This is a genomic window from Janthinobacterium sp. HH104 (assembly GCF_001758715.1).
In the GTDB taxonomy this organism is placed as follows: Bacteria; Pseudomonadota; Gammaproteobacteria; order Burkholderiales; family Burkholderiaceae_D; genus Janthinobacterium; species Janthinobacterium aestuarii.
The window spans coordinates 65392-78752 of the sequence record NZ_LRIB01000041.1; the positions used below are offsets into that span (position 1 = coordinate 65392).

Here is a 13361-nt window from a genome sequence, read left to right on the forward strand (position 1 = left end):
GTGTACGCCAAAGGGGGCGGCGATCCGCGCGCAAAAACTAGAGCGACCCGTCTAGTTTGCGCGACGGGAACCACAGCAGCAACATGGCCAGCAGCGCCGCCAGCGCGCCGCCGATGGCGATGCTGGGCAAGCCAAAGGCGACGATCAGCGCACCGCCGAGCGCGCCACCGGCCGCCGTGCCCGCATTGAAGGCGGCGATATTCAAGCCCGCCGCCACGGCGTCGCTGCCAGGGCAATGCTGCTGCGCCAGGGCTAGCTGCCGCACGGTGGACAGGGTCACGAGGGCGAAGAACAGCAAGCCCAAAGTGCCGCACAGGGCCAGCAGGGCCACGGGCTGGGCGCGCAGCACATAAAACGCCAGCAAGTTGAGCGCCAGCGCGCCCAATGCCAGCACGGTGGCGCGCAGCGCGTGGGGCCTATCCGCGCACCAGCCGCCCAGCAGGTTGCCGCCGATGGCGCAAGCGCCAAAGCACAGCATGGCGGCGCCCAGCCAGCCCGCATCGAGTCCGCCCAGCTGCAACAGGAACGGCGAAACATAGGTGAAAAAACTGAAGGTGGCCACGCTGACCAGCGCCGCCACGCCGGCCGCCAGCAGCAGGGGCGGTTGCACGATGGCGCGCAGGCTGGCCAGGGCCGAGACGGCAGCGGTTTCCTGGCGCGCGGCCGGCATGGCGAAGCGCAAGCCGGCGCCGCCGCACAGGGCCAGCACGCCGATGGCCGCAAATACCCAGCGCCACGACGAGACGGCGCCCAGCCATGTCCCCAGCGGCACGCCGCCCGCCAGCGCCAGGGTCAGGCCCAGCCAGACGATGGATAGCGCCCGTCCCGCGCGCGACGGGTCGACCAGGCTGGTGGCCGCATGCGAGGCGACGGCCATGAACACGCCATGCGCGAGGCCCACGGCAAAGCGCACACCGAGCAGCGCGCCCAGTGCCGGCGCGGCCGCCATGGCCACGCTGCCGGCCGCCAGCACGAGCATGGTGGCCACCAGCACCTGGCGCATGGGCTGGCGCGCCAGCATGGCCGTCAGGATCGGTGCGCCGATGGCCGCCCCCAGCGCATACGCGGCAATGGCGCCGCCGGCCGCCGCCACGCTGGCGTGCAAGTCGCGCGCCATGGGGGTCAACAGGCCGGCGGCGATGAATTCGGACAAGCCAAAGGCGAAGCTGCACAGGGAGAGCAGATAAATCGCGGGCGGCAGGGACGCCGCGGCGCGGATGGAAACAGTGGACATGACGGCTCCAGTACAGGTAAAACGCCATGCTGGCCCCTGGGCCATCATCTGTAAAATATCTTATTTATCTTGAAATGAGACCTTGAAAGTCTCAATGCGTGGCAGACAGCCGCAACTGCGCCAGCAGCCGCTCGCGCACGGGCAACGTGCGCTGCGGGTCCCACGCCATGTACAGGTCGAGCTGGCGCAGCGCCTCGGGCGCGCTGCTTGCCAGCGGCAGCATGATCACGCCGGCAGGTGCGCAGGCCGCCAGGCTGGCCGGCAGCAGGGCCACGCCAAAGCCGGCCGCCACCAGTCCCAGCACCGTTTGCAGCCGGCGCGCCTGCTGCACCACGCGCGGCACGAAACCCGCATGCAGGCACAGGCTGGCCAGCTGGTCGTGGAAACCCTGGCCCAGCTCGCGCGGCGAAGCGACGAAATCGTCACCGGCCAGGTCCGCCAGATCCACCCTCACCTGTCCCGCGCAATGGTGGTCCAAGGGCAGCGCAATCACGATGTCTTCGCCCGACAGGCGCTCGAAGCGCAAGCCCGGCGTGCTGCGCCCGGGAGCGCGCAGCAGCGCGATATCGATGTCGCCCCGCTCCAGCCACTCGACCTGCTGCTGCGTCGACGCTTCGCGCAAGGTGAATTGCACGGCGGGCGAGGCGGCGCGGAACGCGCGCAAAGCCTCGAGCACGTGGGCATACGGCGTGATGTGGATAAAGCTGAGGCGCAAGTGGCCCTCGATGCCTTGCGCCACGCGGCGCGTGGCGGCCACGCCCTCTTCCAGGCTGGCCAGCACCTGGCGCGCCGTGACTAGGAAAGTGCCGCCGGCCGGGGTCAAGGCGACCTTGCGGTTCGTGCGTTCGAAAACAGGGTAGCCGAGCGCCTCTTCCAGCCGCAATATCGCCTGCGACAGCGGCGGCTGCGCCATGTGCAGCCGTTCGGCCGCGCGCCGGAAATTGAGTTCCTCGGCGACGGCGATGAACTGGCGCAGCAGCCGAGTCTCTATCATGGGCCTTTTTTGGCTACCGCCAGGATATGGCGCGCGATGCCGCGCAGGATATTGACTTCTTCCGTTTCCAGCCCCGTACGCGAAAACAGGCGTTTCAGGCGCGGCATGAGCTTTTTCGGATTGTCGGCGTCGAGAAAATCGATGGCGACCAGCGCCTGCTCCAGATGCGCATACATGCCGTCGACCTGCGCCAGGCTGGCCGCGTCGCCATGAAAACCGACGGGGCTGGACATTTGCCCATCGCCGAGCGCCGCCACGCGGCATTCATAGGCGACGACCTGCGCCGCCTGCGACAGGTTCAGCGACGAATACTCGGGATTGGCGGGGATGTTGATCAGCACATTGCACTGCTCGACGATCTCGTTTGGCAAGCCGAAGCGCTCATTGCCGAAGATGACGGCCGCGTGCAAGTCTGCGCCGGCCGCCAGCTGGGCCGCGATGGCGCGCGGGGCCGTGACGGGCGGCGAAAATTCGCGCAACCGGGCCGACACGGCGGCCGCGTAATTGCAGCCTTCAAGCGCCTCGGCGATCGAGCCGACGATGCGCGCGCCCGACAAAATATCCTGCGCGCCGCTGGCGAAGGCCACCGCTTCCGCATCCGTCAAGGCATCGGGAAAGCGGGGGTTGACCAGCACCAGATCGGAAAAACCCATCGTTTTCATGGCGCGCGCGACGCCGCCAATGTTGCCAGGACGACTAGTTTCGACAAGAATAAATCGCAGGCGTTTGAAAAGAGACGTGTTGATTTCGGGCAGATTCATTTAAAATAGCGCTATTGCGCGGTATCGATACAGGAAATTTCGGGAAACGGAGTCACAAAACGCTGACGCCAGGCCGGGATTTTAACCACTTCGGCACCGCTCCGCTCTTTAATTCATTCTTGCACTCTATCGTACCGGCGCCGCAAGGCGGCCATGGGCGGTCGCGTGCTTTTAACGGAAGCTCACATGCACCCAATGCTCAACACGGCGATCAAAGCCGCCCGCCGCGGCGCCGCCGTCATCAATCGCGCCTCTTTTGACCTCGACCGCGTCGTCGTCACGGAAAAACAACATAACGATTTCGTCACCGACGTCGACCAGGCGGCCGAACAAGCCATCATCGAGGTGCTGTCCAAAGCCTACCCGGACCACGCGTTCCTGGCTGAGGAATCGGGAGCTTCCGCCAACTCGCACGACGAGAACGAATATCAGTGGATCATCGATCCGCTGGACGGCACCACCAACTTCATCCACGGTTTCCCGCAATACTGCATCTCGATCGCCCTCGCGCATCGCGGCGTCGTCACGCAAGCCGTCATCTACGACCCGGTCCGCAACGACCTGTTCACGGCCACCAAGGGCGCCGGCGCCTACCTGAACGAAAAACGCATCCGCGTCACCAAGCTCGACCGCATCTCGAACGCCCTGCTGGGCACCGGCTACGTGGCCGGCAGCGCCCGCGCGCTGGACGAATACCTGAAGATGTACGCGATCATGGGCGAACGCAGCCAGGGCGTACGCCGCGCCGGCTCGGCCGCGCTGGACCTGGCCTACGTCGCTTGCGGCCGCCTGGACGGCTTCTACGAAAAAGGCTTGAAGCCTTGGGATATCGCCGCTGGCGCCCTGATGATCACGGAATCGGGCGGCATCGTCGGTGAATTTTCCGGCGAATCGGACTACCTGTACAAGGGTGACGTCATCGCCGCCAGCCCGAAGATCTTTGGCCAGATGATCACCTTGCTGACGCCATTCGCCTGATTGCCAGGCAAGGGCTGATGTAAAGAAGCTGCCGGAGGAAACTCCGGCAGCTTTTTTTTGCCCGCTCGGCTACCCCTCAGCTGCCCCGCATGGCCGGCAGCAGCACGCGGTAAATCTGCAGGAACGCCGGGCCCATCAGCACGACCATCAGCGATGGAAAAATGAAAAAGATCAGCGGGAACAGCAGCTTGAGGGCGATCCTGGCCGCCGTTTGTTCGGCGCGCTGGCGCCGCTTGGTGCGCAGCTGGTCGGACTGCACGCGCAGCGACGCGGCGATGCTCGTGCCGAAGCGTTCGGCCTGGATCAGCAAGGTCACCAGTGCGTCCACGTCTTCCACGCCCGTGCGCAGGGCCAGGTTGCGCAAAGCCTTGTCCTTGGCGCTGCCGGCGCGCAGTTCCAGCGTCACCAGTTGCAGCTCTTCGGCCAGCACCGCGCTTTTCAGGCCGATCTCCTGCGCCACGCGCGCCAGCGCCGCATCCATCGCCAGCCCCGCTTCGACGCACACCGTCATCAGGTCGAGCGCATCGGGAAAGGTCTCGAACACTTCGCGCTGGCGCTGTTTCAAACAGTGCGACAGCCAGACGTTGGGCAGGTAATAACCGAGGGCGGCGGCCGCGACCAGCCACAACAGCATATTCTGTCCGCCCTGGCGCAGCAGGAAATACAGCAGCAGCGGCAAGCCCACGAACAGGCCCGTCTTGGCCGCATAAAACAGGGCTGGCGCGGCCTGGCTGCGCCAGCCGGCATGGACGAAGCGGCTGCGGATGGGCGAACTTTCCCAGCCTTCGTCGGGCAGCGACAGCCTGGCCAGCGGGCGGGTCAGGCTGACGGCGTGCGCCACCCAGCGCCGCCTCGCATGGCGCTCCCGGTCGCCGGCGGCGCCCGCATCACCGAGCGATTGCAGCCGCTGCTGCACGGCACTGCCGGCAAACAGGCGCAGCACCAGCACGGCCAGCGCGAAAACAATCAGGAACAGCAGGCCCAGCAAAGCCAACTGCGCCGCACTCATGCCGCTCATCGTGTTTGCTCTTTCATGTCACACCCGGATATGGATAATTTTTCGGATACAGAGCACGCCAACCATCAGCAAGCCCAGCGCCACGCCGACCATCTTGCGCCCGCCCGCATCCGTGTACAGCACGGCAATGAATTGCGGATTCATCACGTGCATCATCAGCGCCGCGCCAAACGGCAGCAAGCCCAGTACCCAGGCCGACATGCGCCCTTCGGCCGACAGCACGCGCACCTGGCCCAGCAATTTCAATCGGTCGCGGATGATGGCGCTGATGCTGCCCAGCAATTCAGTCAGGTTGCCGCCCGTTTCCCGCTGGATCAGCACGGCGATGACGACATAGCGCAAATCCGTGCTGGGCACGCGCGCGGCCAGGTTGCCCAGCGCATCGGCCATCGCCACGCCGAAACTGACTTCGTCGAACACGGCGCGGAACTCGTCGGCCAGCGGCCCCGTCATCTCCTCGCCCACCATTTTCAGCGCGGTGGGAAACGCATGGCCGGCACGCATGGCGCGGCCCATCAGGTCCAGCGCGTCCGGCAATTGCTGCTCGATGCGCACCAGCCGCCGGCTCCTGGCGCGGCGCGCCAGCAGATACGGCAGCGCGGCGCCGCCCGCGCCCAGGCCCAGGCGCACATACCATGGCAAGGGCAGCGCGCTGGCCGCCAGCAGGCCGGCGGTCGCGCCAAGCGCGCAATAGCCGAGGAAGCCGGCCACGAGCCAGCGCATGCCCGCCTGCAGCAGCAGTTGCTCGATGCGCCGCGCGCCGGGCAAGCCTTCCAGCACGCCCTGCAGAAACGGATAGCTGCTCAGCGGGCGCTGCTTGGTGATCGACAGCGCCTGTTCGCCATCGCTGGCCGTGTACATGGACTGCAAGCGCCGCGCCACCCGCGCAGCGCCCGCCCCCCGCGCCGCTTGCCACGCCAGCCAGGCGCCCGCCACCAGCAGCACGACGGCAAGGAAGAGGAACAGATAGACAAGATAGGAAAGCATGGCGTTCAGCGTCCCGCCGCGGTGGGTTCGAACAGGGCGGCCGAGACGCCGATGCCAAAGCTGTTCAGGCGCTCGAGGAAGCGCGGGCGGATGCCGCTGGCCGAGAACTGCCCGACCACGGCGCCGCCCTCGGCCACGCCAGTCTGCTTGAAGCTGAAGATTTCCTGCATCGTGATGACCTCCCCTTCCATGCCCGTGATTTCCTGGATCGACGTGACCTTGCGCTTGCCGTCGATCAGGCGCGACACTTGCACCACCACCGACACGGCCGAGCTGATCTGCTGCCGGATGGCCTTGCTGGGCAAATTCGCCGCCGCCATGCTGATCATGTTTTCCAGCCGCGTCAGCGCGTCGCGCGGGGTATTCGCATGGATGGTGGCCATCGAGCCTTCATGGCCCGTGTTCATGGCGCCCAGCATGTCGAGCGCCTCGGCGCCGCGCACTTCGCCCAGGATGATGCGGTCGGGGCGCATGCGCAGCGCATTGCGTACCAGCGCGCGCTGCGACACTTCCCCCTTGCCTTCGATATTCGCGGGGCGCGTTTCCAGGCGCACGACGTGCGGCTGCTGCAATTGCAGTTCGGCCGCGTCTTCCACCGTGACGATGCGTTCCGTATTGCCGATGAAGCCGGAAATCACGTTGAGCATGGTGGTCTTGCCGCTGCCCGTGCCGCCGGAAATGAGGATGTTCATCTTCGCCTTGCCCAGGCCCTGCAGCACTTCGGCCATCTCGGCCGTCATGCTGCGGTAGGCGACCAGGTCGGCCAGGCGCAGCGGATCGACGGAAAAACGCCGGATCGACATCACGGGACCGTCGATGGCCAGCGGCGGGATGATGGCGTTCACGCGCGAACCGTCGGGCAGGCGCGCATCGACCATGGGACTCGACTCGTCGATGCGCCGGCCCACGCGCGAGACGATCTTGTCGATGATTTTCATCAGGTGGGCGTCATCGTCGAAGCAGATGTCGGTCAGTTCCAGGCGGCCGCCGCGTTCCACATACACCTGCTTGTGGCCGTTGACGAGGATGTCCGACACGCTGGCGTCCGACAACAGGGTTTCGAGCGGCCCGAAGCCCAGCATCTCGTGCTGGATGTCGCGCGTGAGGCTCCGGCGCTCGGCGTCGTTGATGACGACCGCCTCTTCGTCCAACAGGCGCTCGACGAGGCCGCGCAATTCTTCGCGGATGCGCTCCTGCGACAGGCGCTGCATGCTTTCCAGGTCGACCCGTTCGAGCAGCAGCCCATGGATGCGCAGCTTGAGGGCGCGGTAGCCGTGGTTGTCGATGGCCGCCGCGCGTTGCGGCGCGAGCGCGGCGATCTTGGCGCTGCCGAGCCGTTCGCGGATGGACAAGGCGGCAGTGGGGGAACTAGCCATGCAATGCTCCTGTTATGGGGTGTGGGTCAAGCATGTGCATCAAGCGCGCCGCAGGACACGGCCCAGCCAGCCCTGGCGCGCCGTGCTGGCCGCGCCGCCGGCCAGGCTGGCGGCGAACTCCTGCAGCGAGCGGGTGATCGGGCTGGCTTTGTCGAGCTGCAAAATCGGCATGCCCTGGTTGACGGAGGCGGCCGCCGAGGCGTAGTGATTAGGCACCGTGCGGTAGACAGCCGTGCCATACGCCGCTTCCAGGTCGCGCAGGCGGATTTCGCCGCCCTTGTCGTGGCGGTTGACGATGATGTGCACCTTTTCCTTCGCGTATTCGAGCGAGCGGAACATGCCCAGCAGGCGCTTGCCGTCGCGGATGTACGGCAAGGTCGCTTGCAGGACGGGAAAGATCATGTCGGCGTGGTCGAGCGCGCGCACGCTGACGGCGTCGAGGTTGCGGCCCACGTCGAGCACGATGAAATCGTACTGGCGCCTGGCTTGCCGGATGATGGCGTCGATGTGTTCGGGCGCCACTTCGCTGGCGTGGGCCGGGTCCTCGGGCGCGGCCAGCACGCTGTAGTTGGGCAGGATGTGCAGCATGCTCGATCCCAGGAACGAGGAGTCGAGCCGGTGGATGTCGCGCGTGACGTCGGACAGCGTGGCCAGCGGCTTGTTCTCGGAAACGAAGAGCGAGGCGTCGCCAAAATGCAGGTTCATGTCGATCAGGGCAACGCGCTGCTGGCCGCCGGCGGCCAGCGCATAACCGAGGTTGCTGGCGATGAAGGTGGCGCCGCTGCCGCCCTTGCAGGAAATGAAGGCCAGCACCTTGCCGTTGCCATGCTCGCGCCGCTCCAGCTTTTCCTCGATGCGTTCGAGCGCCGCATGCAGGCTGGCCGGCACGGCAGGAAACGGCAGCACGTCGCGCACGCCCGCGCGCATGGCCTGCAGCAGGAATTCGGGCGGCTGCTGGTGGCACAGCACGATGAAGGCCATGCGCGGATGCAGGTTGCTGAGGCGCTCGATGGCGGCCAGGTCGGCGCCGTCGTTCGACGGGCGGTCGAAGATCAGCACGTCGGGCAGCGATTGCGCCGCCTGCAGCGGTTCGAGCGATTCGCCGCCCGCGCTGATCTCGTCGAGCCGGTTGCGGCTGCGCAGCAGCCGGCCCAGTTCGGACAGTATTTTTTCATCCCTGGAATTGATGGCGATTTTCACGATATGCCTTGCTGATTCTGTGGTGACGGTGCCAGGCTCACGGGCGCGCCCCGACGCCGATGGTCAGGGCGGCTCCTTGCGGCGCGGGCGCGGCAAAGCTTTTCTGGTAGGCCGCGTGGGCGGCCTGCGCGGCCTTGCCATCGATGCCAGCCACGGGGTCGCGGTTCGCGCCCGCCTGCGGCGCCAGCACCTGGCGCGCGCGCAGCTGCTCGACGCTGTGGCCGAACTGGCGGTCCAGGTTCGGCGTGGCGGCGCAGCCGCTGGCGGCCAGGGCGGCCAGCAGCACGGGAAAGTAAAAAGAATGCTGCATGGTGTGCTCCTATTGAATGTCCGGGCCGGCCGGCGCTGTCTGCGTGGCCGCTTCCTGCCGTGGCCGTGGTGGGGTGGCGCCTTCCATTTTTCCCTGCAAGAAGAACTCGCCGCGGCTCGGTGCCACATAGGCGTCGGTCGGCAGCACGACAGCGGCGCCATCCGCGGTATCGAGCGGCTTGACCAGATGCGGCGTGATGATGAATACCAGCTCGGTACGGTCAGTCTGGAAATCGCTGCTGCGGAACAGCGCGCCCAGCACGGGAATCTCACCCAGGAAGGGCAAGGCCTTGATATTGGTCGTCACATTGTTCTTGATCAAGCCGCCAACGGCAAAGCTCTGGCCATCGAACAGCTGCACCGTCGTCGTGGTGCGCCGCGTGGTAAAGGCCGGCAGCACCGCATTGGCGGCGGCGCCCCCGCCCGTGGTGATACCGATGCCTTCGCGGTTCAGTTCCGACACTTCCGGTGCCACCTTCAGGTTGATGCGCCCCCCTTCCAGCACGGTGGGCGTGAACTTGACGGCGATGCCGAATTCCTTTTCTTCCAGCGTGATCTTGTTGGTCGTGCTGTCTTGCGCGACCGGAATGAAAATCTTGCCGCCCGCCAGGAAACTGGCTTCCTGGCCGCTGATGGCCATGATGTTCGGTTCGGCCAGCACCTTGACGAGGCCGTCGCGCTTTTGCGCGTCGAGCGTCAGGCCGTTGCCATTCTTGCCGTGCACGGCGCCCAGTTGGCTGGGGTTGCCGCTTAGCAGGTTCGACAGCAAGCCGTAGCTCCAGTTGCCGCGCGTGCCGCTGATGCCCACGCTGGCGCCCAGCTGGTCGACGAGGGTCTTCGACACTTCGGCGATCTTCACTTCCAGCATGACCTGTTGCGGCGCCGCGACCGACAGCATATTGATGACCTTGACGGCGCCGCCCGCACTCGCGGCGCCGTCGGCCGCTGCGGCCGATTCGCCTGCGCCCCGCTGCGCATAGGCTTGCGCCATCTCGAGGATCTGGCTGGCCTTGACGCCGTCGCTCACCTGTCCCGACAGCACGATGCTGCCGCCGGCCGCGCCAACTTTCACGGCGCGCTCGCCAGGGAAGACATAGGCGAGCTGCGCCTGCAAGCCTTCGACGTCGATCTCGACTTCAATATCGACGATCACGGGACGCTGCTGCCGGTCCCACAGGATCAGGTTGGTGCTGCCCGGGGCCAGGCCCCAGACGAACAGCTGGCTGGACGAGCCCAGCATCCTGGCGCCGGCCACGCGCGCATCGTTGACGGCGATCTGCGACACCGGCAGGCTCAGCTTGCGCAAGGTGGACTTGCCCACGGCGATGCGCACGGGCTCGCCCAGGCGGGCGATATCGGCGCCCAGCGACATGGCCGGCGCCGCCACCGGCGACATGACGGCCTGCCGGGCGGGCGCCGCCGCGATGGCGCCGCCCGGCCAGGCCAGTCCTGCCGCCAGGGCCAGGCGCATGCCCGCACTCGCGGCGTGCTTACGAAATGTATTCATCGGTCATCCTTGCTTGCCTGCTGATTGTTAAAATTGCTGGACGCTCGTATCCATGCCCTTGACGACGGTGACGCTGTCGCGCGTTGCGGCGCGTGCCGGGGCCGCCTGGCGCCGCGCCGCTCGCACCGGCGCGGGCGCCGGCACCTTCAGTTCCAGCAACGACTCCTTGGTGGCGCCGCCCGTGTTGACGGGGTCCGGATCGACCTGGTTGCGCAGCACCAGCGACAGGCTGCCAACGCTGCGCGCCAGGTCCAGCTTTTCCACCTGCTCCGGCGTCAGTTCCAGGGTCACGGCGTTGACCACCTTGGGCTTGTTGTCGTCACGGCCCGACTCCTGCGCCACGGCCAGCACGAGGATGCGTTCAAGCACGATTTTGGAAATGGCCAGTGGCGCGCCGCCTGCCGGCCTGGCGCGGTCATCCTGCGTATGGACGAGAATGTCGACGAAATTGCCCGGCAGGGCGAAGCCGGCCACGCCCACCACGTCATTGACGCGCACGGTCATGGCGCGCTTGCCGGCCGCCACGATGGCCGACAGGCCGCCGGTGGCGCCGGGCGGCGCGAGTTTGCTTTCCAGCACCGGCTCGCCTCGGCTGACGGCGCTGCGCGTGATGCGCCCGTCCAGCGCGCCGGCCTCGCCGAACGCCCCGGGCGGCATGGCGCCGGCGGGCCAGTCCATGCCGCGCAGCATGGCCGGCGTCACCTTCGCGCCCACGTCGATATCGACCAGCGCGACCATCACCGTCTGGCTGGCCGGCGCGCCCTGCCCCGACATCCAGCGCGCGGCCGCCAGCACGGCGGCCCCCGCCATCAGCAGCGCCAGCAGCACGATCGCAACGCGGCTATTTCTCATTGTTTTTCCTCTTGATCAAGCGTGGGGTTCCGGACGGGCGTGTCATGCATGGCCGCCGGCCGCCAGGGCCAGCCAGATGGCGGTGCCGGCGGCAATGGCGATCGCGTACGGCAAGTTGCCGCCCGGCGCGGCAGGCGCACCAAGCTGCGGTGCCTCGCCCGCTGCGGCGCGCAGCCAGCCTTGCAGCAACAATTGGCGGGCATTCGCCAGCGCCTGGCGCAGCGTGCCCTGATACACGGCGACGGCCAGCGCCAGCACGCCGCCCGCAAGCAGGCTGCACAGCACGGCAAACACGGCGGCGCGCGGACCGAGAAAAGCCCCCACCATCGCCATCAGCTTGACGTCGCCCGCGCCCAGCGCCTTCATCGCATGCATGGGCAACAGCAAGCCCAGCCCGACGGCGAGGCCGCCCAGCGCCAGCAACGGTCCGGACGGCGTCATCCCGGGCAAGGCCAGGCTGTTGAGCAACACGCCCAGCACGGCGCCGGAAAACACGAGCCGGTTGGGAATGCGCCGGCGGCGCACGTCATGCCAGACAGCCGCGGCAAGCAGCCCCCACAAGACTATGGCGGGGCTGAACGTCCAGAAAGAATGAGGGTCCATCGTGTACCTGATGCAAGCCGAGCGCAGCACAGCATGCGCATCGTTGGGCGGGAAGTCGGCAGGCCGGGCCGGATCGGCAGCCGGCCTGTCGGGGTGCAGCGCGGTGGGCCGGCGTTTTAGATCGCCGCGCCCGTCAGCTTGGTGCCGATCGCCTTGAAGGCGCCATCGAGGCCGGTGGTGAAATAGCCGACGGCCGTTACCAGCGCCGCAGCCACCAGCGCCGCGATCAGCGCATATTCGATCGCAGTCACGCCGTCTTCTTCGGCGATAAAGTTTTTAATGCAATTCATATTATTCCCTTTCAGGTCAAGTTTCAAACATGATAAAAACTGAAAATACAGTCTGAAAATAAAAACATCATCCTTGTTTTTATTTGCCAATTTCTGATGCGTGTATTTTATATAAACAAACATCAAATCGAATCAGAGAAAAGTCATTTTATGTGCAGTACAAAACATCTTAATTTTTTATTCACACCCAGTACATATGTACCGTCATTCCGCATGGATGGGCTCGGCCAGCCGGTTGCGGGTGGCGTACACATATAATTCCAAGCGGTTGGTGACATCGAGCTTGCTGTAGATCGATGTCAGATGATTACGCAAGGTTTGCTCCGAGATAAAAGCGCGCTGGGCTATCGCGCGGTTCAGCGCACCATTTCCTTCCACCATCATGGCAACGATCTTGCGCTCCTTCAGCGTCAGCCTGGCGATCCGCTGCTCTTCCGGATCGGGCGCCGCTTCCGGCTTGTTCTGCACGCCCAGCATGCTGTCGAGCAGCGCCGGATCCAGGCACAACTCGCCCTGATGCAGACGGACGATGGCGTCGACCATCTGCTTGACGGGCGTTTCCTTGCCCAGCACCGCCCGCGCGCCGCTGCGCACGGCGCGCCCGCATGCGGCCTGGTCCTGCGTGCCGCTGAACAGCAAGGCCCGCGACACGCCATTGCCGAGCAGCTGCGGCAGATAGTCGATGGCGCAGGCGCTGGCGCCGCTGCAGCCCAAGTCGGCGTCCAGCACGATGACGTCGGGACACAGGGTCCGCGCCAGCAGCAGCGCGCTGTCGATCTCGGTGGAGCTGGCCACCACCTGCATTGCCGGCTGGGCACCGGCGAGCAGCTGCTCCAGGCCCCACAGCCAGGTCTTGTGGTCCGACACCAGCATGACGCGGATGACATTTTTTGTTGACATGCTTTACCTCTTTACTTGAAGCCCACTCCCCTCGGGGAATGTTGTTGATCCGAATCGGCTTGCCTGCCTCGCGCGCGCGCCTTCCGCGGCTGCGCGCAGGGGAAAGAAGTCATGGGGGCACGAAGGAAGAGGCATCGGGCCGGCACGCGCAAACGCGGTGCGTGGCCCAGGCCAGCGGGCGCCGCATGGCGGGCGTGTGCCGGTGGATGGGCAGCGTGGCCGGGGCGGACGAGGCGCGGGCGCGCCAGCGCTGCTGCCACCGCTGCTGTTGCTTACATTGCAGCATTTTTGTTGCATCACCTTGCAAAACAAGTCCTTGCCTGCACGCAGGACAATCCTGACACCAGGCCTG

At 66.1% G+C, this 13361-nt stretch carries 14 protein-coding genes; 1 reads left to right on the forward strand and 13 read right to left on the reverse strand.

What is annotated here, in order from left to right; all coding sequences use genetic code 11:
- Positions 1-37: 37 nt before the first annotated feature.
- From JAB6_RS18865 to JAB6_RS18875, 3 genes are all read right to left on the reverse strand, one after another.
- Entirely contained in the window at positions 38-1234 is a 1197-nt protein-coding gene (locus JAB6_RS18865) for an MFS transporter (protein ID WP_070304068.1), read from the reverse strand.
- A 91-nt stretch (positions 1235-1325) separates the two neighbouring features.
- Entirely contained in the window at positions 1326-2228 is a 903-nt protein-coding gene (locus JAB6_RS18870) for a LysR substrate-binding domain-containing protein (RefSeq protein ID WP_070304069.1), read from the reverse strand.
- Positions 2225-2989, reverse strand: a complete 765-nt coding sequence (locus JAB6_RS18875) for an RNA methyltransferase (RefSeq protein ID WP_070304070.1) — start codon at positions 2987-2989, stop codon at positions 2225-2227. Before JAB6_RS18875 ends, JAB6_RS18870 begins: the two co-directional genes overlap by 4 nt.
- Positions 2990-3184: 195 nt before the next feature.
- On the opposite strand from JAB6_RS18875, the gene JAB6_RS18880 reads away from it, so the two are divergent.
- Positions 3185-3967: an inositol monophosphatase family protein gene (locus JAB6_RS18880; RefSeq protein WP_034758799.1), complete on the forward strand. Its 783-nt coding sequence runs from the start codon at positions 3185-3187 to the stop codon at positions 3965-3967.
- Between the two features lie 76 nt (positions 3968-4043).
- On the opposite strand, the gene JAB6_RS18885 is transcribed toward JAB6_RS18880, so the two are convergent.
- The 10 genes from JAB6_RS18885 to JAB6_RS18930 all read right to left on the reverse strand — a co-directional run bounded on the left by JAB6_RS18885 (position 4044) and on the right by JAB6_RS18930 (position 13009).
- On the reverse strand, positions 4044-4985 hold the full coding sequence (locus tag JAB6_RS18885) for a type II secretion system F family protein (protein WP_070304071.1): 942 nt from the start codon (positions 4983-4985) through the stop codon (positions 4044-4046).
- Positions 4986-5003: 18 nt separating this feature from the next.
- The gene (locus JAB6_RS18890; protein ID WP_083292812.1) at positions 5004-5972 is read right to left on the reverse strand and encodes a type II secretion system F family protein; all 969 of its coding nucleotides are present in this window, start codon (positions 5970-5972) and stop codon (positions 5004-5006) included.
- A 5-nt stretch (positions 5973-5977) separates the two neighbouring features.
- Positions 5978-7324 (reverse strand): CpaF family protein, encoded by a 1347-nt coding sequence (locus JAB6_RS18895; protein WP_070304073.1) that lies wholly within the window; start codon positions 7322-7324, stop codon positions 5978-5980.
- Positions 7325-7387: 63 nt separating this feature from the next.
- Positions 7388-8548, reverse strand: coding sequence for an AAA family ATPase (locus JAB6_RS18900; protein WP_034758811.1), 1161 nt, complete (start codon positions 8546-8548; stop codon positions 7388-7390).
- A 37-nt stretch (positions 8549-8585) separates the two neighbouring features.
- Positions 8586-8858 (reverse strand): hypothetical protein, encoded by a 273-nt coding sequence (locus tag JAB6_RS18905; protein WP_034758814.1) that lies wholly within the window; start codon positions 8856-8858, stop codon positions 8586-8588.
- 9 nt (positions 8859-8867) lie between these two features.
- Positions 8868-10364, reverse strand: a complete 1497-nt coding sequence (locus JAB6_RS18910; RefSeq protein WP_070304074.1) for a type II and III secretion system protein family protein — start codon at positions 10362-10364, stop codon at positions 8868-8870.
- 27 nt (positions 10365-10391) lie between these two features.
- Positions 10392-11216, reverse strand: a complete 825-nt coding sequence (gene cpaB, locus JAB6_RS18915; RefSeq protein ID WP_070304075.1) for a Flp pilus assembly protein CpaB — start codon at positions 11214-11216, stop codon at positions 10392-10394.
- 42 nt (positions 11217-11258) lie between these two features.
- Entirely contained in the window at positions 11259-11819 is a 561-nt protein-coding gene (locus JAB6_RS18920; protein ID WP_070304076.1) for a prepilin peptidase, read from the reverse strand.
- A gap of 116 nt (positions 11820-11935) precedes the next feature.
- Positions 11936-12109, reverse strand: a complete 174-nt coding sequence (locus JAB6_RS18925) for a Flp family type IVb pilin (RefSeq protein WP_070304077.1) — start codon at positions 12107-12109, stop codon at positions 11936-11938.
- A gap of 204 nt (positions 12110-12313) precedes the next feature.
- Complete coding sequence (locus tag JAB6_RS18930) at positions 12314-13009, reverse strand: response regulator transcription factor (protein ID WP_070304078.1); 696 nt, start codon at positions 13007-13009, stop codon at positions 12314-12316.
- Between the last annotated feature and the right edge of the window lie 352 nt (positions 13010-13361).